A 24,727-nucleotide genomic window follows, 5' to 3' on the forward strand; every position below is an offset into this window, starting at 1 on the left:
GGTGAACAAAGAAAAGATGCGATTTGCCTCTGCGACGGCTGGCTGTATAGCCCCCCTCGCCATGCAGCGAAACAGCAAAATCCCGGAGAGCCAGGCCCGGCGCGGTCCCATCGTATTGGTGGGCATGATGGGCGTGGGCAAATCGACGGTCGGCCGCCGGCTGGCCGCGCGCCTCGGCCTCAGCTTCGTCGATGCCGACGAGGAGATCGAGAAGGCCGCCGGCATGAGCGTGACCGAGATTTTCGAACGCTATGGCGAAGCCTATTTCCGCGACGGCGAGCGGCGGGTGATCGCCCGGCTGATGGACGGCGCGCCCAAGGTGATCGCGACCGGCGGCGGCGCCTTCATGCAGGACGAGACGCGCAAGCTGATCCTGGAACAGGCGACGGCCGTGTGGCTGGACGCCGACATCGATGTGCTGGTTGACCGGGTGGGCCGCCGCGAAAGCCGGCCACTGCTCAAGAATCGCGATCCGCGCGTGGTGCTGACCGAACTGGCGGCGGTGCGCAACCCGGTCTACGCGCTTGCCCCCATTCATGTGAAGAGCATCGCCGCCCCGCACGAAGTCGCGGTCGAGCGGATCATGGAGCAATTGACGGCATGGCATTAGTCCGCGTCGCGCTGGACGCGCGCAGTTACGATATCGTCATCGAACAGGGCGCGCTGGATCGCGCCGGCGAAACGCTCAAACCCTATGCGCGCAAGGGCCGGCTGGTGGTCGTGACCGACGCCAATGTCGCCGCGACCCAGTTGCCCCGGCTCGACGCCAGCCTTCGCGCGGCGGGCATCACCGTCGAACCGATCATCCTGCCGCCGGGCGAACAGACCAAGAGCTGGCGCTATCTGGAACAATTGCTCGACGCACTGCTAGCCCTGGAGATCGAGCGCGGCGACCATGTGATCGCGCTGGGCGGCGGCGTGATCGGCGACCTGGTGGGTTTCGCCGCCTCGATCCTGAAGCGCGGCTGCCATTTCATCCAGCTGCCGACCACGCTTCTGGCGCAGGTCGATTCGTCGGTCGGCGGCAAGACCGCGATCAACGCAAAGGCGGGCAAGAACCTGATCGGCAGCTTCTACCAGCCCGCCCTCGTGCTGATCGATCCGTCGACGCTCGACAGCCTGCCGCCGCGAGAAACCCGCGCCGGCTATGCCGAGGTGGTCAAATATGGCCTGATCGACGACCCGGACTTCTTCGCCTGGTGCGAGAGCGATGGCCATCGCCTGCTGGCGGGCGACCCGCAGGCGCGCACTTATGCGATCGAACGCAGCGTCAGCGCCAAGGCCGCGATCGTCGCCGATGACGAGCGCGAGACGTCGGGCCGCCGCGCGCTGCTCAACCTGGGCCACACCTTCGGCCACGCGCTGGAGGCGGACACCGGCTTTTCCGACATGCTGCTCCATGGCGAAGGCGTCGCGGCGGGCATGGCTCTCGCCTTCCGCTATTCGGCGCGCCTTGGCCTCTGCCCGCAGGCCGACGCCGATCGCGTCACCGCCCACCTCCAGGCCGTGGGCCTTCCACACGACCTCGCCACCGCCCATGTCACCGCCGACGGCGCGGCACTGGTCGGCCATATGCTGCACGACAAGAAGATGGCGGCCGGCACCCTGCCCTTCCTCCTGGCGCGCGGCATCGGAGCGACCTTCCTGTCGAAGGATGTCGTGCTGGATGATGTGACAGCGTTCCTGGACGAGGAACGGGCCGCCTGATCGCCTCAAAGCGCGCCCCTCGAAGGCGCAAAGCCGCGGTGCAGGAAGCGGACAGAGGCCGACAGTCAGGCGCGGTGCGACGCCGCACGAAAGCGGCCATCCCTTTAATTACCGTCATCCGAGCGACAAGGAGGAAGGATTTTATATCCGCCTGCACGGGGATGACGAGACGAGTGATGCGCGTCCGCTCACCACCATCATCGCGACAAACAAAAAGGGCGCCTCGCGGGCGCCCTTTCCGTTTCAACCATCGAAGGCCGATTACTTCTTCAGCGTCAGCCCGCCGAAACGCTTGTTGAAGCGCGCCACCTGGCCGCCGGTGTCCAGCTGGCGGTTGCCGCCCGTCCAGGCCGGGTGCGACTTCGGGTCGATGTCGAGCGCCAGCGTGTCGCCTTCCTTGCCCCAGGTCGAGCGGGTCTGGAAGGTGGTGCCGTCGGTCATCTGGACCGTGATCAGGTGGTAGTCGGGGTGGGTATTGGCCTTCATGGCGATATGCTCCTTCGATGGCCGGTTTCCGACCGGCCGGATGCGTGAAAATGCGAAGGCGCGCCGTTAGCGGTTTGCGCGCGGATTGGCAAGAATAAAGGCGTCATCCCGGCGAAGGCCGGGATTTACGGCCAAGACGCGGCAGCCGCCCTGCGACCCCGGCATTCGCCGGGGGGACACGCAGCCCTCAATCCTTGGGCGGATCGGTGATCATGGCGACGAAATTGGCTTCCGACGCCAGTTTGCCGTCGATCATTGCCTTGCCGCTGAACTTGCAGATGGCGCCGCGATTCTGCGTCACTTCGACATGCAGGTCGAGCAGGCAACCCGGCTCCACCGGCGAGCGGAATTTCGCGCCGTCGATGCTCATGAAATAGACGAGCTTGCCCGAATCGGCCAAGTTCATCGATTCCACCGCCAGCACGCCCGCAGCCTGCGCCATCGCTTCCACGATCAGCACGCCGGGCATGATCGGCCGGGTCGGGAAATGCCCCTGAAAGAACGGCTCGTTCACCGACACCGCCTTGATCGCGTGGATCGACTGGCTGGGCACCAGCGAGACCACGCGGTCGATCAGCAGCATCGGATAACGGTGCGGCAACGCGGCCATGACCCGACGGATATCCATCGGGCCACGCGCGGTCGATTCAACCTCTCCCGTCATCGTCTATCAGCGCGACTTGGGCGCCTGCGCCGGGGCTACCGGAGCGGCAGCGGCCGCACCGGCCTGACCCTGACGGCCCGGCTGCCAGCCGGCCGGCGGGGTGATGCCGACGCTGGGCACCAGCGCATTGAGTTCGGTCACGACCGACTGGGTGATGTCGACGGTCGGCTGGTAGGAGACGGTCGCCTCGGGCGAAAGGACCAGGTCGACCTTCGCCTTGGTCATCGCGGCCTTGAGCGCGTCGGAGAGCTTCGCGGTGATCTGCTCCTCGACATAGGCGTTGGCGATCGCGATCGGCTGGCCCATGCGCTGCAGTTCGGCCTGCGCGGTCTGCTGCGACTGCTGGAACTGCTGATACTGGGTCTCGATCGCCGGGGTCGGCTTGCCGCCGGCGGCCTTGAGCGCGGCCTGGAGCGCGTCGCCCTTGGTCTTGAGGTCGGTGTCGATCGCCGTCTTGCGCGCGTTGAACGCGTCGATCTGCGGCTTGTAGGTGGTCTGCATCTGGGTGCGCGCGGTGGTGTAGGCAGCGCTGGTGCCCACGGCGCGCTGCAGGTCGGCGACGGCGATGCCGGTCTTCGACTGGGCGGCGGCCGGAACGGCGGTCAGGGCCAGAGCGGTCATCGGCGCGAAAACGAGCGCCGCGGCTTTAACGATGGTCTTCATCAGAATTGGGTCCCTACATTGAAGGTGATGAGCTTGTTGTCGTCCCCTGGTTCCTTGAGCAGGGCCTTGGCGATGTCGATGCGGAACGGGCCGAAAGGCGAGTTCCAGTTGACGCCGAAGCCCACCGACAGACGCGGCTTGAGCGTGTCGCCGAGATATTCTTCCACGAAATTGCCGCCGGCAAAGCTGTAGTTGACCGGACAGACCGGCGCATAGGGCGTGCCGTCCGCCTTGACGGTCGTCCCCGATCCCGACGTCGGCGAGCAATAGCCGGCAAACTGGATCGTTTCGGGATTGCGCAGACCCGCTACAGCGCCGGCATCCATGAAGATCGAAGGGCGCAGGCCCATTTCGCGTGCACCCGAACCCAGCGGAATCTCCACCTCGGCGCGGGCGAGATAGTAGATCTTGCCGCCCAGCGCGTCGTCCGAGACATTGTTGTTGCTGTTGTTCTTGATGTAGTTGCCGGTGGCCGTGCCGTCGGAATCGGTTTCCGCCTGGAGGTAGAAGCGCTTCACGCGCGGACCGACACCGCGAATGTCGAAGCCCCGGAACTGCGGTTCGCCCAGGAAGAAGCGATCGACCAGACGGATCTTGTCCACCAGGTCGCCGGCCGCGTCGCGACGCTCGCCTTCCAGGCTGTGGATATAGCCGCCCTCGCCCGACAGCGAGAAGATGAAGCCGCTACCCAGCGGGAAATATTTGGCGGCGCTGATGCGGGTCTTCACATATTTGACGTCGCCCCCCAGCCCGGCAAAATCCTGGCTCAGCACGATATTATGGCCGCGCGTCGCCCGGATACGATTGTCGCGCGTATCGTAGATCAACGAATAGCCGAGCGAAGAGGTCGTGCGCTTGCCGATGGCGTCGCAGAGATAGCGGCCGGCCAGCAGCGGGTCGCATTCGGTATCGCCGTCGCCGTCCGTGTCGGAATAATAGGTGTCCTGATCCAGCGTCGTATTGTCGAAGTTCAGCTGATAGCGCAGCGCCAGCGACATATATTCGGTGATCGGCACGCCCGCGCGCAGCTGGAAGCCGGTCGACGTATTTTCATAGGTCGTGTCGCGGTCATTATTGGTCAGATAGCGGAAGCTGTTGAGGTCGCGGCGATAGATGTCGCCGCCCAGCGCGATATTCTTGTCCATGAAATAGGGTTCGGTGAAGCCCAGTTCGATGGATTTGGAATAGGCCGAATAATTGACCGAGGTGCGCAGTTCCTGACCCTTGCCGCGGAAGTTGCGCTGGGTGATCGATGCCGCGACGATGAAGCGCTCCAGCGACGAGAAACCCGCCGAGAGCGACAATTCGCCGGTCGATTTCTCCTGGACGTTGGTTTCCAGCACGATGCGGTCGGGCGCGGAGCCGGGCTTCTGCTCGATGTCCAGCTTTTCCTGGAAGAAGCCCAGCGAGTTGATGCGGTCCTTCGAGCGCTTGACCAGGAAACTGTTGAACGCGTCGCCTTCCGCCAGGCGGAATTCGCGGCGGACCACCTTGTCCTGCGTCAGCGTGTTGCCGTTGATGTCGACCCGCTCGACATAGACGCGCGGCGCGTTGGCGATACGGAAATTAATCCCCATCGTCAGCGATTCCTTGTCGCGGTTGAAATCCGGCGACACGTCGGCGAAGGCATAGCCGAACAGGCCCGCCGTCTCGCTCAGCGTGTCGACCGTGTCCTCGACCTGCTTGGCATTGTACCAGTCGCCCTTCTTCATCGGCAGGCGCTTGGTCAGGCTGTCCCCCGACAGGTCGCGAATGTCCGATTCGACCTTCACGTCGCCAAACTTGTAGCGGTCGCCTTCCTCGACGACATAGGTGATGATGAAGTCCTGCTTGTCGGGCGTCAGTTCCGCAACCGCGGAGATGACGCGGAAGTCGGCATAGCCTTCGGTCAGGTAGAATTGGCGCAGCTTCTGCTGGTCATAGGCCAGCCGGTCGGGATCATAGCTGGTGCCCGAGGAAAAGAGGCGGAACCAGCGCGACTGCTTCGTCACCATCTGGCTGCGCAGTTCGCCGTCCTTGAACTTGTCGTTGCCGATGATGTTGATCTGGCGGACCTTGGACTTGGGCCCTTCCGAGATTTCGAACACGATATCGACGCGGTTCTGGTCGAGCTGGACCATCTTCGGCTCGATCGTCGCGGCGAAGCGACCCTGGCGGCGATACAGCTCGACGATGCGGGCGACGTCGGCGCGCACCTTGGACCTGGTATAGATCTGGCGCGGGGCCAGTTTTATTTCGGGACGGATCTTGTCGTCCTTCAGGCGCTTATTACCTTCCAGGACGATGCGGTTGATGACGGGGTTTTCCTTCACCTCCACCGTCAGCGCGCCATTGTCGTTGCGGATCTGGACGTCGGCGAACAGCTCCGTCTCGTACAGGTCGCGCAGCGCCTGATCCAGGCTCTCCTGCGTGTAGGGCTGGCCGGTGCGCAGCTTGGTGTAGGAAAGGACGGTGTCCGGCTCCAGGCGCTGGGTGCCCGTTACCGCGACGCTGCGCACGGTGCCCTGCGGCGCGACGGCGGGCGCGGTTACGGCGGGCGCCGGGGCGGCGGCGTCCTGCGCCATGGCCGGGGCCATCGGCAGGCCCGCGATCATCGTCGTCGCCAACAGGGCCGCGACGACCGGGCGCTGCCTGTTGCTGCTGTTCATCGCTGTCACCCGCTTCACCTCAAACTCGAATAAAATGTTTCCGCCGCAACAGACGACGCCAAACGGCGCTTCCCTGCCCGATGCGCGTCAGCCGATCAAGCCGGAGAGGCTCTTCCAAAGGCCGAAAGACGATAAATCGTTGAAAGTCACCAGCAGCATCATCGCCATCAGCAGCGCCAGACCCGACCGATAGGCCCATTCCTGGGCCGCTGCGCTCACCGGCCGCCGCTGCACCGCCTCGATCCCGTAAAAGAGCAGATGCCCGCCATCCAGCATGGGAATTGGCAAGAGATTGATGAACCCCAAGTTAATCGAGATGAGCGCGGCGAAGAAGATGAAGCTTTCCAGCCCCAGCGTCGCCGCCTGTCCCGACACCTGCGCGATCTTCAGCGGCCCGCCCAGTTCCTTCACCGACCGGCCGCCACCCAATATCTGGCCCAGCGTCTCGACCATGGTGCGGACGATCTGCCCGGTCCGCTCGATCGCGACCACCGGCGCGCGCAACAGGCTGACCGGCTCGATCACCGGGGCGCCGGGCGCCAGGCCAAGCCGCCCGATATTGAACCTGTTGCCGAACCCGTCATCCTCGCTGACGCTGCCGATCATGCCCTGCTTGACGATACGCTGGCCGGCACGGTCGATCACGATCTCGACCGGCTCGCCCGGCCGGATCTGGGCATAGAGGCGGATGTCGTCGAAGGTGGCCATCTCGCGGCCGCCCAGCGAGACGATGCGGTCGCCCGCGACGATGCCCGCCACCGCCGCCGCGCTGCCCGCCTGCACCTGCCCCGCCACCGCAGGCGTGCGGCTTTCGCCATGGACGAAGGCGAAGGTCGCCAGGATCAGGATCGCGAACAGGAAATTGATCGCCGGCCCCGCCGCGACGATCGCCGCGCGCTGCCACAGCGGCTTGGCGGGGAAGCTTTCCGCCCGTTCCTTCGCCGGCATTTCCAGCCAGGCCGGATCGGTCATGCTCGCCGCGTTCATGTCGCCCTTGAAGCGGACATAGCCGCCCAGCGGCAGCGCCGCGACGCGCCAGCGGGTGCCACGCCGGTCCACCCAGGCGAACAGTTCCGGGCCGAAGCCGATGGAAAAGGCCTCCGCCTTCACCCCGCACCAGCGCCCGACCAGATAATGGCCCAGCTCATGCACGAAGACGAGCGGCCCTATGACCGCCACGAAGGCGAGCACGGTCATCAGGAAACCGGGATTCTGGATCAAGCCGTCAATCTTTCCATCACTTCGCGCGCCTGTCGGCGCGCCTGCGCGTCGGCGGCCAGCACATCATCGATCGCCGATGGCCGTGCCGCGCTATAACGCTCCAACACATCCTCCACAATCATGGCAATATCAAGGAAGCCGATGCGGCCGTCCAGGAAGGCCGCGACCGCGACCTCGTTGGCGGCATTGAGGATGGCAGGTGCCGCGCCGCCCTCGGTCGCCGCCGCGCGGGCCAGGCGAAGGGCAGGAAAGCGTATCGGATCAGGCGCTTCGAAGTCGAGCCTGCCGATCCGCGCGAGGTCGAGCGGCTGGCAGGGCGTCGCGATCCGGTCGGGCCAGGCGAGCGCATGGGCGATGGGGATACGCATATCGGGCGAACCGAGCTGTGCCAGCGTCGAACAGTCGCGATATTCGACCATCGAATGGATCACCGACTGGGGGTGGACCAATATCTCGATCCGGTCCAGCCCGACCGGGAAGAGATAGGCCGCCTCGATCAGCTCCAGCCCCTTGTTCATCATCGTCGCGCTGTCGACGCTTATCTTCGCGCCCATCGACCAGTTGGGATGGGCCACCGCCTGGGCCGGGGTGATGTCAGCCATCTCGGCCCGGCTACGGGTGCGGAACGGGCCGCCGCTGGCAGTCAGGATGATCCTGGAGACGGTATCCAGGCTGCTGCCTGCAAGGCACTGGAAGATAGCATTATGTTCGCTGTCCACCGGCAGCAATGTCGCGCCCGCGTCGCGCGCCGCCTTCATCATCAGCCCGCCGGCCGATACGAGCGATTCCTTGTTGGCCAGCGCCACCGTGCCGCCAGCCTTGAGCGCCGCCATGGTCGGCTTGAGCCCCGCGCAGCCAACGATCGACGCCATCGTCCAGTCCGCGCCGCGCGCCGCCGCCTCGACCAGCGCATCCTCGCCCGCCGCCGCCTCGATCCCCGAACCGGCCAGCGCGTCCTTTAGCGCGCCGTAGAGCCGCTCCTGCCCGATCACCGCGACCTGTGCGCCCGTCGCGCGCGCCTGCGCCGCCAAACCGTCCACATCGCTGTTGGCGGTCAGCGCGACGACGCGATAGGCATCGGGATCGCGCCGGACGAGGTCCAGCGTCGACAGGCCGACCGATCCGGTGGCGCCAAAGATCGAAACGTTCTTCATCCGCCCTGCCCCAGCACAAGATAGATCAGGGCCGCGAGCGGCGCGGCGGCGACCACGCCGTCCAGCCGGTCCATCACCCCGCCATGGCCCGGCAGCAGCGTGCCGCTGTCCTTCACGCCCGCCCGCCGCTTCATATGGCTTTCCAGCAGGTCGCCCAGCTGCGCCGCCACCGCCAGCAGCCCGCTCGCCGCCGCCAGCTGGATCGGCAGGCCCGCGAAGCGGTGCAGCAGGAAACCCAGCACCAGCGCCGCCAGCACGCCGCCAGCCAGCCCCGACCAGGTCTTGGACGGGCTGATGCGCGGCGCCAGCTTCGGTCCGCCAATCGAACGGCCGGCGAAATAGGCGCCGATGTCGGTCGCCCACACCAAGGACAGCGCCCAGAAGGCGAGCAGCAAGCCATAGGCATAGGGTTGTTCCGCCCGCAGGAACTGGAGCGCGGTGATCGGCACGCAGATATAGGGGATGCCGAGCGCCAGCTTCATGTTGCGGCTGGTGAAGGCCACGAAGAAGAAGCCCGCCGCCCCGGCCATCAGCACCGGCCAGTCGATCCCGGCCGCCAGCGGACAGAGCAGCGCCAGCGGGATCGACACGGCGAACATCGCCGCCTTGCGCTGGTCTGCGCTCGCGCCGGTCAGGTCGCCCCATTCGCCTTGCATCAGCACGCCCGCCACCACCAGCAGCAGCCAGAACAGCAGTCCGCCCGCCAGCAGCGCGCCGAGCGCCACCGCGATCAGCGCGACGCCGACAATGGTGCGGGTGCGCAATTCGCTCGTCATAGGATCACAATCCGCCGAACCGGCGGTCCCTCAGGCGGAAGGCGTCCAGCGCCTGCCCCAACGCGCGCCCGTCAAAGTCGGGCCACAGCATGTCGGTGAAATACAGCTCGGCATAGGCCGCCTGCCACAGCATGAAATTGCTGAGCCGCTGCTCTCCGGAGGTCCGGATCAGCAGGTCGAGCGGCGGCAGGTCGGCGGTGTCCAGTTCGGCGTCGATCGCGGCGATGCCAATATCCTGCGCCGCCAGTTCCCCCTTTGCCACCCGATCGGCCAGCCGCTGCGCCGCGCGCACCATCTCGTCCTGGGCGCCATAGTTGAGCGCGATCGCGATCACCGGGCCGCTGTTGGCCGCGGTGCGCGCCATCGCATTCTCGATCAGTTCGACCAGCGCGGGTTCGAGCGCGCGATAATTGCCGATCACCCGCAACCGCACCCCATTGGCGTGGAACTCGTCCAGGTCCGACTGGATGAAATGGCGCAGCAGCCCCATCAGGTCCGACACCTCGGTCGCCGGCCGCTTCCAGTTCTCCGACGAGAAGGCGTAGAGTGTGAGGCATTCGAGGCCCATCTCCTGCGCCGCGCGCGCTACACGGCGCACCGCCTCCACGCCGGCGCGATGGCCGGCGATGCGGGGCAGCAGCCTTTTCTTCGCCCAGCGGCCATTGCCGTCCATGATAATGGCGACATGACGCGCGCCATGGGCCGGCGCGGCGCTGGGCAGATCGGACTTGGCTTGTGTGGCCATCAGAAGGACATGCGTGCTTTGGCCGCGAAAGGAAAGCCCCCGGCTTACTGGCCGAGGATTTCCTTTTCCTTCGCGCTCGCCGCCGCATCGATATCCGCGATGGTGGCGTCGGTCAGCTTCTGGACTTCGGTTTCCAGCCGCTTGCGCTCGTCTTCGCTGATCTCGCCCTTCTTTTCGTCGGTCTTCAGGCTGTCCATGCCATCGCGGCGGACGTTGCGCACGGCGACGCGGGCGCCTTCGGCATATTTGCTGGCGAGCTTGGCCAGTTCCTTGCGGCGCTCCTCGGTCAGGTCGGGGATCGGCAGGCGCAGCGTCTGACCGTCGACGATGGGGTTGAGGCCCAGGCCCGCCGAGCGGATCGCCTTGTCGCACGGGCCGACATTGCTCTTGTCCCACACCTGGACCGACAACATGCGCGGTTCGGGCGCGGAGACGGTCGCGACCTGGTTCAGCGGCATGTGCGCGCCATAGACCTCGACCGTCACCGGATCGAGCAGCTGGATGTTGGCGCGGCCGGTGCGCAGGCCCGACAGGTCGCCCTTCAGCGATTCGAGCGCCCCCGCCATGCGGCGTTCGAGGTCGGCTTTGTTATATTGCGGCATGATCTTCTCAACGCTCCTGATTTTTCACGATCGTCGCGACACCCTGCCCGGCCAGCACGGTCGCCAGATTGCCGGTTTCGCGGATGTTGAACACGACGATGGGGATATTATTCTCGCGGCACAACGCGATGGCGCTGGCGTCCATGACCTTGAGGTTATCGTTCAGCACCTGGTCGAAGCTGATCTCGTCATAGCGGACGGCATCGGCCACCTGCTTGGGATCAGCATTGTAGACGCCATCGACGCTGGTGCCCTTGAACAGCGCGTCGCAGTTCATTTCGGCCGCGCGCAGCGCCGCAGTGGTGTCGGTGGTGAAGAAGGGGCTGCCCGTGCCCGCCGCGAAGATGACGATCCGGCCCTTCTCCATATGGCGCTCGGCCTTGCGGCGGATGTAAGGCTCGCACACCGACGCCATCGGGATCGCCGACTGGACGCGGGTGTCATAACCCAGCTTTTCCAGCGCATTCTGCACCGCCAGCGCGTTCATGACGGTGGCCAGCATTCCCATATAATCGGCGCTCGCCCGGTCGAACCCCTTGGCCGCGCCGGCAAGGCCGCGAAAGATATTGCCGCCGCCCACGACCACGCACAGCTCGAAGCCGGCATCCTTGGCCGCGGCGATCTCACCCGCGACACGGGCCACGGTTTCCGGCTCGATGCCGAACTGCCCCTGCCCCATCAGCACTTCGCCGGACAATTTCAACAGGATGCGCTTGTAGGCGGGCCGGGTCATGCGGGGCAAGAATCCTTATAAGTGGCAGGGAAAGCGGCCGGACATTAGAGGGGCGAAACCGGGATGCCAAGGGGCGTTTGTCGCCGACAGCGCCCTCTTCATAGGGAAAGGTCCGGCAACGCCGCAAGGCCGGGGTGGGCAACCGACGCCGCCGACGAATAGCGCCAACGAAAAAGGGGCGCCCCTTGAGGACGCCCCTTCCCTTTTCCGTACCGCTTGCGCGGGGGCGATCAGACGCCGGCGGCCGCCGCGACTTCCGCCGCGAAGTCGCTGACTTCCTTCTCGATGCCTTCGCCCAGCTGGAAGCGGACATAGTTCTTCAGCGTGATCGACGCGCCGGCATCCTTGGCGGCCTTGGCGACGACGTCGGCGACCGGCGTCTTGTTGTCCATCACGAACAGCTGCGACAGCAGGGCCTGTTCCTTGGCGAACTTGGCGACCGCGCCATCGACCATCTTGGCGACGATTTCGGCGGGCTTGCCCGATTCGGCGGCCTTTTCGGCAGCGATGGCACGTTCACGCTCCAGCAGCGCCGGGTCGATGTCGGCGGCCGACAGCGCCAGCGGGAAAGCGGCGGCGATGTGCATGGCCAGCTGCTTGCCCAGCGGCTCCAGAACGTCGGCGGGCGCATTGCCTTCCAGCGCGACGAGCACGCCGATCTTGCCCAGGCCCGGCGCGGCCGCGTTGTGGACGTAGGGAACGACGACGCCTTCGGTCACTTCGACATGGGCGACGCGACGGACATTCTGGTTCTCGCCGATGGTCGCGATGTTGGCGACCAGCTTTTCGGCGACGGTGCCGCCCGACGGATAGGCGGCAGCCGACAGCGCCTCGGCATCGGCCGCGCCGGTTTCCAGCGCGACGGCCGAAACGGTGCGAACGAAGTCCTGGAACTGTTCGTTCTTGGCAACGAAGTCGGTTTCGCTGTTCACTTCGACCGCGACGCCCTTGGTGCCGGCGACGACGACGCCGACCAGGCCTTCAGCGGCGGTGCGGCTCGACTTCTTCTGCGCGGCGGCGAGCCCCTTGGCACGCAGCCAGTCGGTCGCAGCCTCGATGTCGCCATTGGCTTCGGTGAGCGCCTTCTTGCAGTCCATCATGCCCGCGCCCGAACGGTCGCGCAGTTCCTTGACGGCGGCAGCGGTAATCTCGGCCATGTTTCGGCTCCTAATAGTGGATGTTTCAAATAAGCGAGGCTTAGACAGGCGTTAGGGCGCGTCCCCGAAGAGCGCGCCCTAGCCTGTCATTCTTGCAGTCTTGCGACGCTGTTAGGCTTCGGCGACGACCTCTTCGGCCATCGGCTCGTCCAGCGCGCCCAGATCGACGCCCGAAGCCTGCTGCGCACCACGGTTGCCCTTGGTGGCGGCGGCGGCAATGGCGTCGCAGTAGAGGCGGATGGCGCGGCTGGCGTCGTCATTCGCCGGAACCGGGAAGGCGATGCCGTCGGGCGAGACGTTCGAATCGAGGATCGCGACGACCGGGATGCCCAGCGTGTTGGCTTCCTTGATCGCCAGTTCTTCCTTGTTGGCGTCGATCACGAACATGACATCGGGGATGCCGTTCATGTCGCGGATGCCACCCAGCGACAGTTCCAGCTTCTCGCGCTCGCGGGTCATCTGGAGGACTTCCTTCTTGGTGAAGCCGTGGGTGTCGCCCGACAGCTTTTCCTCGAGGGTCTTCAGGCGCTTGATCGAACCCGAAATGGTCTTCCAGTTGGTGAGCATACCGCCCAGCCAGCGATGGTTGACGAAGTGCTGGCCCGACTTGCGGGCAGCGTCCGCGATCGGATCCTGCGCCTGGCGCTTGGTGCCCACGAACAGCACCTTGCCGCCGGCGGCGACGGTCGCCGACACGAAGTCGAGCGCGCGGCCGAACAGCGGCACGGTCTGCGACAGGTCAAGGATGTGGATGCCGTTGCGCTCGCCGAAGATGTACGGCTTCATGCGCGGGTTCCAGCGGTGGGTCTGGTGGCCGAAATGGGCGCCAGCCTCGATCAATTGGTGCATGGTGACGACAGGTGCCGCCATAATATTTCTCCTTCCGGTTGCTACCTCTGGGAATCAGGAACCCGCCAAGACCTTCAAGGCCGGACAAGGCACCGGATATGTCGATTCCCATGTGGAATGGGCGCGCACTTAGACGCGAAAAAAAGCAAATGCAAGGGTTGACGCCGTTCTTCCATGAGAACATAAAGGGAACAGACGGAACAAATACGGTCAACCGCCGTTCATGCCGTCATAGTGAGCCATGCCGTGCAAATGGCAAGACAGAAAGTGATCGCCATGTTCACTCTTGTTGCTGCGACCCTGTTTTCCGCCGCCTTCCTGCTGGCGGTCGCCACCATCGCCTGGATGTTCGCGGCCTATCATGACAAGATGGTGGCCGCCCTGCTGTTCCAGCCGATCCCGCAGACGCCGCAGGTCTACCATATCCGCGTCAGCCGCCCGCGCGTGACCCACGGCCTGCGCAAGGCCAGCCTTCCCCTTCCTGCCGGCGGCCTGACCGCCTGACCGTCAGGCGGCGCCCGCCGCCGCCTCACGCTGGCGCCTGACCTTGGCGTAGGACAGGATGCCGAAGGGGATGAGCGCGATATAGCCGGCGCACAGGATCAACAGGGTCAGCCAGGGGTCCGTCACCAGCAACGCCGCCATCAGCCCCGCCACCGCGATCGCCTCCAGCCGGATGCGCTTGCGCAGCCGCAGCGCCGACCAGCTGTAGGTCGCGATGTTGGAGATCATCAGGAACGCGGTGAAGGCCGTCCAGGGCGCGACCACATACCAGGCGCGGAAAAACGCCTCGCCCGTCACCAGCCAGAGATAGAGCGGCACGAAGGCCAGCCCCGCGCCTGCGGGTGCGGGAACGCCGGTCAGGAAGCCCGCCGATTTGTGCGGCTGCTCGTCGGCGTCGATATTGGCGTTGAAGCGCGCCAGCCGCAGCGCGCAGGACAGCGCATGGGCCAGCGCGAAGATCCAGCCGAATTTCGGCATGGCGTGCAGCGACCACAAATAAAGGATCAGCGCCGGGGCGACGCCGAACGCGATCGAATCGGACAGGGAATCGAGTTCCGCGCCGAACCGGCTCTCGCCGCGCAGCAGCCGCGCGATCCGCCCGTCCAGCCCGTCCAGCACACCCGCGAACAGGATGGATAGCACCGCCCGCTCCCAATCGCCCGAAATGCCGTAGCGCACGCCGGTCAGGCCGAAGCACAGCGCCATCGCCGTCACCGCATTGGGCGCCAGCATCCGCAGGGTGATACCCCGCCGCAGCCCCGGCGGCACCGCGCGACGCTGGCGGCTCATGGCGCCACCGTCACGGCGCTGGCCCCGACCGAAGTTTCCGTCTGCCCCGAGCGTGTCGAAGGGCTCTTCCTCGCGGACGCATGGCGCGAGGAAAGAGCCGGGGCTTCGACTGGCGCGGCCCGAACGGCGACAGAGGCAAGGTCCATCAGGATCACTGCTGGATGCCCGCCACGACGCGGCGGTCACCGATCTGGCCCAATATGGTTTCGCCCGCGACGGTACGCTGGCCCAGGATCACGCGCGGCGCGGTCCCGGCGGGCAGATAGACATCGACGCGGCTGCCGAAACGGATGAGGCCGATGCGCTGTCCCGCCGCGACCATGTCGCCGGGCTTGACGAAGGGCACGATACGCCGCGCCACCAGGCCGGCGATCTGGGTAAAGCCGACGCGCAATCCGTCATGCCGCTCGACCAGGATATGCTGGCGCTCATTATCCTCGCTCGCCTTGTCCAGGTCCGCGTTCAGGAACTTGCCCGAAATATAGACCACCGACTTCACCGTCCCGCCGATGGGGGTGCGGTTGATATGGACGTCGAACACGCTCATGAAAATGGACACGCGGATCAGCGGCTGGTCGCCCAGTCCGTTGGCGCCCGCCATCTCGCGCGGCGGCGGCACGCGCTGGATCAGCGTCACCAGGCCATCGGCGGGCGCGATGATCGCGCCTTCGTCCTGCGGCACCGCCCGTACCGGATCGCGGAAGAAGGCGAATACCCAGATCGTCACCATGACCATCAGCCAGCCCAATATCTCCCATCCCACCAGGAACAGGAGGCCGGTGATCGCAGCGGCGATCAGGCCGAACTTCATCCCCTCCGGATGGACCGAAGGGAAGCGCCATTTGACATTGCCGCCAGCGGCAATCGTGATCTCGTCATTCTCCATGGGCACCGTCTTTAGGGAGAGACTGTTGCGCTGACAACGACCGATCCCGGTCGGGGGTCCATCGGCGGCAGATTCATGGCCCTGGGCAGTTGAACATTGCCGCCGCTTTCCTTAGGGGCGTCCCATAATTCCACCCAAGAGAAGAAGGCGAATAGGCGCTATGGCGAAGATCAAGGTGAAAAACCCCGTCGTGGAGATCGACGGCGACGAAATGACCCGGATCATCTGGGAATGGATCCGTGAGCGCCTGATCCTGCCCTATCTCGACATCGACCTCAAATATTACGACCTGTCCGTCCAGAAGCGCGACGAGACCAACGACCAGATCACGATCGATTCCGCCAACGCGATCAAGCAATATGGCGTCGGCGTGAAGTGCGCCACCATCACCCCCGACGAACAGCGCGTCGAGGAATTCAACCTCAAGTCGATGTGGAAGTCGCCCAACGGCACGATCCGCAACATCCTGGGCGGCGTCGTGTTCCGCGAACCGATCGTCATCTCCAACGTGCCGCGCCTCATCCCCGGCTGGACCAAGCCGATCGTCGTGGGCCGTCACGCCTTTGGCGACCAGTATCGCGCCACCGACTTCCGCGTGCCCGGCGCCGGCAAGCTGCGCCTGGTGTTCGAGGGCAATGACGGCGAAGTGATCGACCGCGAAGTGTTCGACTTCCCCGGATCGGGCGTCGCGATGGCGATGTACAATCTCGATGATTCGATCCGCGACTTCGCCCGCGCTTCCTTCAACTATGGCCTCAACCTGAAGTGGCCGGTCTATCTCTCGACCAAGAACACCATCCTCAAGGCCTATGACGGCCGCTTCAAGGATCTGTTCCAGGAAGTGTTCGAGACCGAGGGCTTCGCGCAGAAGTTCAAGGACGCCGGCATCGTCTATGAGCATCGCCTGATCGACGACATGGTCGCCTCGGCGCTCAAGTGGAGCGGCGAATTCGTGTGGGCGTGCAAGAATTATGACGGCGACGTCCAGTCGGACCAGGTGGCGCAGGGCTTTGGCTCGCTCGGCCTCATGACCTCGGTCCTGCTCTCGCCCGACGGCAAGACCGTGGAAGCCGAAGCCGCGCACGGCACCGTCACCCGTCACTATCGCCAGCACCAGCAGGGCAAGGCGACCTCGACCAATCCGATCGCCTCGATCTTCGCCTGGACCGGCGGCCTCAAGTTCCGCGGCAAGTTCGACGACACGCCCGATGTGGTGCGCTTCGCCGAAACGCTGGAGAAGGTCTGCATCCAGACCGTCGAAAGCGGCGCGATGACCAAGGATCTGGCGCTGCTGATCGGCCCGGAACAGGCCTGGATGACCACCGAACAGTTCTTCGAGGCGATCCGCTCCAACCTCGAAACCGAAATGGGCAAGTGGAACTGAGGGCACGGAACTGATCCGGCCCCTTACGGTTTCAATACGGTAACGGAACGAGGCGGCGCCGCATCCCGGCGCCGCCTTTTTCATGGGCAGGAACGAACGGGAGACGATTGTGACGACCACCGCGAAGAAGCGCCTCGAAGTCCGCGCCGCCGTGCCGACCGACGTGCGCGGCATCCAGCGGCTGATCGCCCGCGCCTATCCCGGTATGCCCAATTATTCGCTCGCCACCATCCGCGGCCAGATCAACAATTTTCCCAATGGCTGCTTCGTCGCCCTCTATGACAACAAGGTGGTGGGCTATTGCGCGACCATGCGCGTCAGCAAGAGCATGGCCTTTTCCCCGCATGACTGGGAAGAGATCACCGCCAACGGCTTCGGCACCCGCCACAGCGCGGCGGGCGAATGGCTCTATGGCTATGAAATGGCGGTCGATCCCAAGCTGCGCGGCCTGCGCATCGGACAGCGCCTCTACGACGAGCGCAAGGAACTGGCGGAGGAACTCGACCTGCACGGCATCGTCATCGCCGGCCGGATGCCCGGCTATGCCCGCGCCAAGCGCCGCGTCGGCAGCCCGGCCGACTATCTCGACAAGGTGATCCAGGGCAAGCTGCGCGACCAGGTCATCAGCTTCCAGCTCAAGAACCAGTTCGAACCGCTGGGCGTGCTCGAAAACTATCTGCCCGAGGACAAGCAGTCGGACGGCCACGCCGCCCATCTGGTTTGGCGCAACCCCTATGTCGATCCCGACGAGGCGCCAGAAATGCGCGTGCCGCGCGGCGTCGAGAGCGTCCGCCTCGCCACCTGCCAGTTGCAGGCCCGCGCGGTGCAGGATTTCGACGAATTCATCCGCAACATCGAATATTTCGTCGATGTCGCCGCCGATTATCGCTCGGACTTCATCGTCTTTCCCGAACTCTTCACCCTCCCCCTCCTCTCCTTCGAGACGAAGAAGCTCAATCCGGTCGAGGCGATCGACAGGCTCACCGGCTACACCCCGCGCCTGACGAAGGAACTGACACGGATGGCGCTGGAATATAATATCAACATCATCGGCGGATCGCATCCCACCCGCGCCGATGATGGCGACATTCAGAATATCGCCTATGTCGCCCTGCGCGACGGATCGGTCCACACCCAGGAAAAAATCCACCCGACGCCGAACGAAGCCTTCTGGTGGAACATCAAGGGCGGCGACGCGCTGGACGTGATCCAGACCGACTGCGGCCCGATCGGCGTGCTCATCTGCTATGACAGCGAATTTCCCGAACTGGCCCGTCGCCTGGTCGACCAGGGCGCGCGCATCATCTTCGTGCCCTTCTGCACCGACTCGCGCCTGGGCTATATGCGCGTGCGCTATTGCGCGCAGGCCCGCGCGATCGAAAATCAATGCTATGTCGTGATGTCCGGCAATGTCGGCAATCTCCCGAACGTCGACAATATGGACATTCAATATGCCCAGAGCGCGATCCTGACGCCCTGCGACCTGCCCTTCGCCCGCGACGGCATCGCGGCCGAATCCACCGAGAATGTCGAAACGCTCACCATGGCGGACGTGAACCTCGCCGACCTCAGCTGGGCGCGGGCGGAAGGCACGGTCCGCAACCTGCGCGACCGGCGCTTCGACCTCTACCATATCGACTGGGACAGCAATCCCGACCACGGCCATGCGCCCAGCGGCGGCCCGGTCCCGGCGGGCGGGCATAATTCACCGGGCGGCGGGTAAGGGGCACATCCGTTCGTCCCGTGCGGTACGGATCGATCCTGACGGTGTTGAAACGACCAAAGTCGGTCATTCAATTGCAAATAAATCTGTTCCAGAACCGGACTAAGCAGGATTTCGTTCCGGTCCATATAGGGGGTCAGGAACAGCCCACGCAGAAGGCAAATCTGAAAAGTTACCCCACAGGTTCCACTTTCCATTAGCCGGATCAAACGATGCTAGTCCCCATTGGGGCGGATCAGGCCAGCCAAACCAATCCCGATCAATCAAAAACAACACTTCATTGCCGAACTCGGCAACGAACCCCGTTCCCATCTTTCGCGCCCAATCGTGGTCGTCTCCGAGTGCAGATACCGCGGGCCAGTCGTTCAAGCCCGCGCGCCGCCAAGTAAGTGGCCAGCTTGCGCGTTCGCGATACCCCTTCTTCATAGAACGAGATCGCAAAAAGCCCAACTTCCATGGGTTTGATTCCCAAAACATTTGCGATTGGGCCTCTCGTGTCCGGTTCGCCTCCATTATGCTCCGAAAGCGTACGGGCTGCTACCCACCCCTTCTCGTCGTTGCATTACAGCCCCATCCGCAACAGCCGGCCCTGCCGCCGGGATCAGGCCACCACCGGAGCCAGCAGTTGGTCCCGCGTCGCGAGCAGTTGCTCCAGCGGCGGCTGCTCGCTGCCGCGCGTCACGCTGGCCATGGCGCGATCGAGCCGGGCCCTCGACGCCGGGTCGATCTCCGGCAGGGCCGCCGCAATCCCGACCATGTCGTCCATCCGTCCCCAGCAGTTGAGCGCCAGGTCGCATCCGGCGGCGACGACACCCGCCGCCAGTTCGGCGATGCTGCCGCGGAGCGCCTTCATGTCGAGGTCGTCCGACATCAGCAGGCCGGTAAAGCCGATCCGTTCGCGGATGATCTCCCCGATCACGGTCGGGGAAAGACTGGCGGGCCGCTCCGCGTCCCAAGCGGTGTAGACGACATGCGCCGTCATCCCCATCGGCGCGTCGCGCAGCGTGCGGAACGGCGCGATGTCGGTTTCCAGCGCGTTGAGGTTCGCATCCACCACCGGCAATTCCAGATGGCTGTCGACCAGCGCGCGGCCATGGCCCGGCATATGTTTGACGATGCCGACCACCCCGCCCTCGGCCAGCCCCTCCAGCACGGCGCGGCCCAGAGCCGCCACCCGCATCGGCTCCGCACCCAGCGTCCGGTCGCCCATGATGTCGCTCGCGCCCTCCTGCCGCACGTCGAGCAGGGGCAGCGCATCGACGGTGATGCCCGCTTCCGCCAGCGTCAGCGCGATCGCCCGCGCATTGGCGTGCGCGGCCGCGATCGCGCTGGACGGCGCGACATCGTAGAGCCGGTCGAACAGCGCGCCGGGCGGGAAGCTGGGCCAGACCGGGCCTTGCATCCGGGTGACGCGGCCGCCCTCCTGATCGATCATGATCAGCAGGTCGTCGCGTCCATGGAGGGACCGAAGATCGTCTGTCAGGGCGCGCAGCTGCGCCCGGTCGACGATATTGCGCTTGAAGAGGATATAGCCCGCCGGCTCCGCCTCGGCGAAGAAGGCGCGCTCGTCGGGGGTCAGGGTTTCGCCGGCCAGGCCGAAGATTACGGGCTTCATGCGCCCGATCCTAGCGCCGCCCGCGCCCCCTGTCGAAGCGCAAATGGCGGGGCGACCATAACCAGCGGTCGCCGCCGGCCCTCGTTCAGTTCACCACCATGCAGCTTTCGCCCGCGACCTTGAGCTTGCCGCAGATCATGCTCGCCTGGGCGCCCGCGCTGGCGCGCAGGCGATAGACGGTGCCGCCGCCGACCTGCGCCTCTTCGATCGTGGTGGCGAGCGGGGCGAGATAGGCGAAGCGCTTGGACAGGCGGCTCCAGCCATCCTTGGCCACCGCCGCGCTGCCATAGGCGCCGAGCTGGATCGTGCCGCTGCTGGCGGTCGCGCGGGGCGCCGTGGCCGGCCGGGCGGCGGTTTCGTCGGCGACGCGGGCCGACACACTCTGCCCGGCGCGCGGGGCGACGGCGGGCCTGGCATTGGCGGGCGCGGGCGCGGTGCCGGTGATCGGCGCCTCGGGCACGCGGCTCGGATCGATCCGGCCGTCACGCGCCACGCCTTCGCTCGCGGCATAGCTGGCGTCGCCCTCACCGTCGAACTTCTTGGCGTCGGCCTCCTGCGCCGGGATCTTGTAGTCCCCTTGGGGCGCCGCGATCAGCTTCCCTTCGCCGGCCGCGCCGCCGCTGCGGTTCTGCACCCACCAGACGCCGGCCACGACAGCGCCGATCAGCGCCAGCCCGACCAGGATCAGCCCCAGCAGGCGCAACGGCGACAGCCGTTCCTCCTCCTCGTCCATGGCCGGCTCCAGCCAGGGCAGCCGATCCTCGTCATCCAGATCGAGTCGACCGCGCGCATAGTCGCCCATCGTCAGAAAACCTCGCTTGTCACTGCATCTCGGTCAGGGCGGCCACGCCCATCAGGGCCAGGCCGTTGCGGATAATCTGCCCTATTCCCTGGGCCAGGAAAAGGCGGCTAGCCGTAATCGCCGGTTCATCGGCCAAAATGACACGCGCGCGCGGATCGTCATTGCCCATGTTCCACCAGCCATGGAAGGCTGATGCCAAGTCATTGAGATAGAAAGCGATCCTGTGCGGCTCACGAGCCTGCGCCGACCCTTCTACCACGCGGGGGAACTGCGCGGCGAGCTTGACCATCGCCAGCTCCGCCGTCCCAAGAAGGGACAGGTCGGGCGCGGGCAGGTCGATCCCAGCCTCCTGCGCGCGGCGGCCGAGCGAGGAAATGCGCGCATGGGCGTACTGGACATAGAAGACCGGGTTGTCCTTCGATGCCTCCACCACCTTGGCGAAATCAAAGTCCATCTGCGCGTCCGCCTTGCGCGTCAGCATGGTGAAGCGGACGACATCCTTGCCTACTTCCTTGACCACGTCCGCCAGAGTCACGAAATTGCCGGCGCGCTTGGACATCTTCACCGGTTCGCCGTCGCGCAGCAGGCGGACCATCTGGATCAGCTTGACGTCGAAGCGTGCCCGCCCTTCCGTCAGCGCCGCGACGGCGGCCTGGATGCGCTTCACCGTCCCTGCGTGGTCCGCGCCCCAGATGTCGATCAACTGGTCAGCGCTCTCGGCCTTCTGGTAATGATAGGCCATGTCCGCGCCGAAATAGGTCCACGACCCGTTCGACTTCTTGATCGGCCGGTCCTGATCGTCGCCGAATTTGGTCGAGCGGAACAGCGGCAATTCCACCGGCTCCCAGTCGTCGGGCAGCTCGCCCTTGGGCGCTTCCAGCACGCCGTCATAGACCAGGTCATGCGCGCGCAGCCAGGCTTCGGCTTCGTCCGGCTTGCCCGCCGCCTGCAATGCGGCCTCCGACGAAAAGATATCGTGATGGATGCCCAGCAGCGCCAGGTCGCTGCGGATCATGTCCATCATCCTCGCCACGGCGAAGGTGCGGAACGTCACCAGCCAGTCGCCCTCCGGCGCGCCCACGAAGCGGTCGCCATATTCGGCCGCCAGCGCCTGCCCTACCGGGACCAGATAGTCGCCCGGATACAGCCCCTCGGGAATCTCGCCGACATCCTCGCCCAGCGCCTCGCGGTAGCGAAGATGCGCCGACCGGGCGAGCACGTCCACCTGGCCGCCCGCGTCATTGATATAATATTCGCGGATCACCTTGTGCCCGGCATATTCGAGCAGCGTGGCGAGCGCGTCGCCCACCACCGCGCCGCGGCAATGGCCCATGTGCATCGGCCCGGTCGGGTTGGCCGAGACATATTCGACGTTGACGGTGACGCCCTGGCCGAAGTCGGAACGGCCATAATCCGCCGCGTCGGCGTGGATCGCAGCCAGTTCCGCGCGCCAGGTGGCGTCTGTCAGGGTCAGGTTGATGAAGCCGGGACCGGCGATGGCGGCGCTTTCGACCTCATCCAGCGCCTGGAGCCTGGTAACGATCGCATCGGCCAGCGCGCGCGGATTGGTGCCGGCGGGCTTGGCCAGCACCATTGCCGCATTGGTGGCCAGGTCGCCATGCGACGGATCGCGCGGCGGCTCGACCGTCACCGGCTTGCGGTTGAGCCCGGCGGGCAGTACGCCATCGGCCTCCAGCGCGTCGAGCACGGCATCGAGATGGGCGGTGAAACGGGTATAAAGGGACACGGGCAGTTCCTCGAAAAGCTGTAGACCCGTTCGGGCCGAGCCTGTCGAAGCCCCGTTCTTTTAAGAAGTACGGCCCTTCGACAAGCTCAGGGCGAACGGCATTGGGTTCGCTCTCAGCGGGTCGCGTTATATCGGAGCTGGTCCTGGGTCAGGTTGAAACCCACGAGCAGCTCGAAACTGGTTCGCTGCAACGCCGCCTTGACGTCGGGCTGGGCGAAGGGATCGATTGCGGCGTCGGCATCGCCGGCCTTGCGCTTCTGCGTGATCTTCTGCTGGATGTCGGCCGGCAGCGTGGCGGCGGCCTTGTCGACATAGGAACCGGCCTTGGCCTGCGCGCTGGCACGATATTCGCCCGCCGCGAAGTTCAGCGTCACCTGCCCCACCCGCTTGGCGACCACGGCATTGCCGCCGCGCACCACGGCCGAGAAATAGGGCAGCACCACCTGCCGCGCCGCGCTCGCGTCGCTGCGGCGCCCGTTCACGGTGAAGCTCGCCTCGGTGTAGAATTGCGCGCCGTCCGCGCAGGTCGAACGCAGGTTGGTGATATTCGCCACCACGTCGATCGCCGCGGCATCCGTGCTGCCCGCCGGATTGAACAGGGTGATGTCACCGGTCTGGGCCGGTATCGCCGCCGTCGGACAGGCCGACCGCACAGCGACGATGCCGCCCGTCGCGTCGATCTCGCCCCGGCGCGAACAGCCTGCAAGGGCCAGGGCCAGCATCGATGTCAGGGCGATATGGGACAATTTCACAGGCAGATATTCCTTCGCACGCCTTTTCAGCCCGATGGCCATCGGGCCAGAAGCTTTGCGCTTCCTTATCCATCCCCCGCGCGCCACGCAACCGCCCATCCCCTCCAACCGCAAGGAAGCGGCTTTCCTCCGGAAGAACATTCGCCTAAGCGGCAGACATGACCGATGCGCCCGCAGCCCTGCCGCCCATGACCCTGCTGATCGCCGCCCCGCGCGGCTTCTGCGCCGGGGTCGACCGCGCGATCATCATCGTCGAAAAGGCGATCGAGAAATATGGCGCGCCTGTCTATGTCCGCCATGAAATCGTCCACAACAAATTCGTGGTCGACGGCCTGAAGGCGAAGGGCGCGATCTTCGTCGAGAGCCTGGATCAGGTGCCCGACGGCGTGCCCGTGGTCTTTTCCGCCCATGGCGTGCCCAAGGCGGTACCGGCCAAGGCAGAACGGCGCGGCCTCGACTATCTCGACGCCACCTGCCCGCTGGTCAGCAAGGTCCATCGCCAGGCCGAACGCCAGGTGGACGCAGGCCGCCACATCCTCTTCATCGGCCATCATGGCCATCCGGAGGTGATCGGCACCTTTGGTCAGGTGCCAGAAGGCACTATGACCCTGATCGAAACGGTCGAGGATGCCGAGGCCTTCGCGCCCGCCGACCCCGACAACCTGGCCTTCCTGACCCAGACGACCTTGTCGGTGGACGACACCGCCGCGATCGTGGCGGCGCTCCAGCGCCGCTTCCCGTCCATCAGCGCACCCAAGGGAGAGGACATCTGCTATGCCACCTCCAACCGCCAGACGGCGGTCAAGGCCATCGCCGCGCGGTGCGACGCCCTTTACGTAATCGGTGCGCCCAACAGTTCCAACTCACTTCGGCTGGTGGAAGTGGCGCAGCGCGAAGGCACGCCCGCCCGCCTGATCCAGCGCGCCGACGAGATCGATTTCGACTGGCTGGCGCATGTGGGCACGCTGGGCCTGACGGCGGGCGCTTCCGCGCCCGAAGTGCTGGTGCGCGAAGTGGTGAACCGCATCGCCACGCGCTTCACCGTCGTCGAGGAGCAGGTGGAAACGGCGCGCGAAAGCATCGCCTTCAAGCTGCCCCGCGGACTGGAGACGGCCTGAGC

General features: G+C 65.5%; 24 protein-coding genes. 6 read left to right on the forward strand and 18 right to left on the reverse strand.

The features are described 5' to 3' along the window. The first annotated feature begins 61 nt into the window (after positions 1–61). Both K3M67_RS10110 and aroB read left to right on the forward strand, forming a co-directional pair. The gene (locus K3M67_RS10110; protein ID WP_285832924.1) at positions 62–610 is read left to right on the forward strand and encodes a shikimate kinase; all 549 of its coding nucleotides are present in this window, start codon (positions 62–64) and stop codon (positions 608–610) included. Beyond that, positions 601–1,707, forward strand: coding sequence for a 3-dehydroquinate synthase (gene aroB, locus K3M67_RS10115; RefSeq protein ID WP_285831412.1), 1,107 nt, complete (start codon positions 601–603; stop codon positions 1,705–1,707). The genes K3M67_RS10110 and aroB overlap by 10 nt, the downstream gene beginning before the upstream one ends. Positions 1,708–1,968: 261 nt before the next feature. Here the strand turns inward: aroB and rpmE are convergent, their stop codons facing one another. From rpmE to rpsB, 12 genes are all read right to left on the reverse strand, one after another. Then, positions 1,969–2,193, reverse strand: a complete 225-nt coding sequence (gene rpmE / locus K3M67_RS10120) for a 50S ribosomal protein L31 (RefSeq protein WP_066861944.1) — start codon at positions 2,191–2,193, stop codon at positions 1,969–1,971. 187 nt (positions 2,194–2,380) lie between these two features. Continuing rightward, on the reverse strand, positions 2,381–2,857 hold the full coding sequence (gene fabZ, locus K3M67_RS10125) for a 3-hydroxyacyl-ACP dehydratase FabZ (RefSeq protein ID WP_066861942.1): 477 nt from the start codon (positions 2,855–2,857) through the stop codon (positions 2,381–2,383). A 6-nt stretch (positions 2,858–2,863) separates the two neighbouring features. Then, positions 2,864–3,520: an OmpH family outer membrane protein gene (locus K3M67_RS10130; protein ID WP_066861939.1), complete on the reverse strand. Its 657-nt coding sequence runs from the start codon at positions 3,518–3,520 to the stop codon at positions 2,864–2,866. Further along, a complete protein-coding gene (gene bamA / locus K3M67_RS10135; protein ID WP_066861937.1) occupies positions 3,520–6,168 on the reverse strand; it encodes an outer membrane protein assembly factor BamA in 2,649 nt (882 codons plus the stop codon). Before bamA ends, K3M67_RS10130 begins: the two co-directional genes overlap by 1 nt. An 87-nt stretch (positions 6,169–6,255) precedes the next feature. Then, the gene (rseP, locus tag K3M67_RS10140) at positions 6,256–7,389 is read right to left on the reverse strand and encodes an RIP metalloprotease RseP (RefSeq protein ID WP_285831413.1); all 1,134 of its coding nucleotides are present in this window, start codon (positions 7,387–7,389) and stop codon (positions 6,256–6,258) included. Continuing rightward, positions 7,386–8,543: a 1-deoxy-D-xylulose-5-phosphate reductoisomerase gene (locus tag K3M67_RS10145; RefSeq protein WP_285831414.1), complete on the reverse strand. Its 1,158-nt coding sequence runs from the start codon at positions 8,541–8,543 to the stop codon at positions 7,386–7,388. Before K3M67_RS10145 ends, rseP begins: the two co-directional genes overlap by 4 nt. Further along, a complete protein-coding gene (locus K3M67_RS10150) occupies positions 8,540–9,319 on the reverse strand; it encodes a phosphatidate cytidylyltransferase (protein WP_285831415.1) in 780 nt (259 codons plus the stop codon). Before K3M67_RS10150 ends, K3M67_RS10145 begins: the two co-directional genes overlap by 4 nt. Before the next feature lie 4 nt (positions 9,320–9,323). After that, entirely contained in the window at positions 9,324–10,064 is a 741-nt protein-coding gene (locus K3M67_RS10155; RefSeq protein WP_066861911.1) for an isoprenyl transferase, read from the reverse strand. Positions 10,065–10,108: 44 nt separating this feature from the next. Continuing rightward, positions 10,109–10,666, reverse strand: coding sequence for a ribosome recycling factor (gene frr, locus K3M67_RS10160; protein WP_066861909.1), 558 nt, complete (start codon positions 10,664–10,666; stop codon positions 10,109–10,111). A gap of 7 nt (positions 10,667–10,673) precedes the next feature. After that, positions 10,674–11,399 (reverse strand): UMP kinase, encoded by a 726-nt coding sequence (pyrH, locus tag K3M67_RS10165; protein WP_066861907.1) that lies wholly within the window; start codon positions 11,397–11,399, stop codon positions 10,674–10,676. Positions 11,400–11,629: 230 nt separating this feature from the next. After that, on the reverse strand, positions 11,630–12,556 hold the full coding sequence (tsf, locus tag K3M67_RS10170) for a translation elongation factor Ts (RefSeq protein WP_285831416.1): 927 nt from the start codon (positions 12,554–12,556) through the stop codon (positions 11,630–11,632). Positions 12,557–12,667: 111 nt separating this feature from the next. After that, a complete protein-coding gene (rpsB, locus tag K3M67_RS10175) occupies positions 12,668–13,426 on the reverse strand; it encodes a 30S ribosomal protein S2 (protein WP_066861903.1) in 759 nt (252 codons plus the stop codon). 231 nt (positions 13,427–13,657) lie between these two features. Between rpsB and K3M67_RS10180 the strand changes: the two genes are divergently transcribed. Next, positions 13,658–13,909, forward strand: coding sequence for a hypothetical protein (locus K3M67_RS10180; RefSeq protein WP_443018168.1), 252 nt, complete (start codon positions 13,658–13,660; stop codon positions 13,907–13,909). A 3-nt stretch (positions 13,910–13,912) separates the two neighbouring features. On the opposite strand, the gene K3M67_RS10185 is transcribed toward K3M67_RS10180, so the two are convergent. Both K3M67_RS10185 and K3M67_RS10190 read right to left on the reverse strand, forming a co-directional pair. Next, positions 13,913–14,641 carry a CDP-alcohol phosphatidyltransferase family protein gene (locus K3M67_RS10185; RefSeq protein WP_285832925.1) on the reverse strand — a complete coding sequence of 243 codons (729 nt, stop codon included), beginning with the start codon at positions 14,639–14,641 and terminating at the stop codon, positions 13,913–13,915. 208 nt (positions 14,642–14,849) lie between these two features. Beyond that, positions 14,850–15,584: a phosphatidylserine decarboxylase gene (locus K3M67_RS10190; RefSeq protein ID WP_066861897.1), complete on the reverse strand. Its 735-nt coding sequence runs from the start codon at positions 15,582–15,584 to the stop codon at positions 14,850–14,852. Between the two features lie 160 nt (positions 15,585–15,744). Here K3M67_RS10190 and K3M67_RS10195 point away from each other — a divergent pair, with 160 nt between their 5' ends. Both K3M67_RS10195 and K3M67_RS10200 read left to right on the forward strand, forming a co-directional pair. Further along, positions 15,745–16,968: an NADP-dependent isocitrate dehydrogenase gene (locus tag K3M67_RS10195; protein ID WP_066861894.1), complete on the forward strand. Its 1,224-nt coding sequence runs from the start codon at positions 15,745–15,747 to the stop codon at positions 16,966–16,968. Between the two features lie 109 nt (positions 16,969–17,077). Beyond that, a complete protein-coding gene (locus K3M67_RS10200) occupies positions 17,078–18,691 on the forward strand; it encodes a bifunctional GNAT family N-acetyltransferase/carbon-nitrogen hydrolase family protein (protein ID WP_066862863.1) in 1,614 nt (537 codons plus the stop codon). 601 nt (positions 18,692–19,292) lie between these two features. Here the strand turns inward: K3M67_RS10200 and nagZ are convergent. The 4 genes from nagZ to K3M67_RS10220 all read right to left on the reverse strand — a co-directional run bounded on the left by nagZ (position 19,293) and on the right by K3M67_RS10220 (position 23,577). Further along, positions 19,293–20,306: a beta-N-acetylhexosaminidase gene (nagZ, locus tag K3M67_RS10205; protein ID WP_285831417.1), complete on the reverse strand. Its 1,014-nt coding sequence runs from the start codon at positions 20,304–20,306 to the stop codon at positions 19,293–19,295. 85 nt (positions 20,307–20,391) lie between these two features. Continuing rightward, entirely contained in the window at positions 20,392–21,108 is a 717-nt protein-coding gene (locus tag K3M67_RS10210) for an SPOR domain-containing protein (protein ID WP_066861890.1), read from the reverse strand. 19 nt (positions 21,109–21,127) lie between these two features. Next, positions 21,128–22,855 (reverse strand): arginine--tRNA ligase, encoded by a 1,728-nt coding sequence (gene argS / locus K3M67_RS10215; protein ID WP_285831418.1) that lies wholly within the window; start codon positions 22,853–22,855, stop codon positions 21,128–21,130. A gap of 113 nt (positions 22,856–22,968) precedes the next feature. Continuing rightward, positions 22,969–23,577, reverse strand: a complete 609-nt coding sequence (locus K3M67_RS10220) for a hypothetical protein (RefSeq protein WP_066862861.1) — start codon at positions 23,575–23,577, stop codon at positions 22,969–22,971. Between the two features lie 188 nt (positions 23,578–23,765). Between K3M67_RS10220 and ispH the strand changes: the two genes are divergently transcribed. Next, a complete protein-coding gene (gene ispH / locus K3M67_RS10225) occupies positions 23,766–24,725 on the forward strand; it encodes a 4-hydroxy-3-methylbut-2-enyl diphosphate reductase (RefSeq protein WP_285831419.1) in 960 nt (319 codons plus the stop codon). Positions 24,726–24,727: the final 2 nt, after the last annotated feature.

The sequence above is a fragment of the Sphingobium sp. V4 genome (assembly GCF_029590555.1).
Lineage (GTDB): Bacteria > Pseudomonadota > Alphaproteobacteria > Sphingomonadales > Sphingomonadaceae > Sphingobium.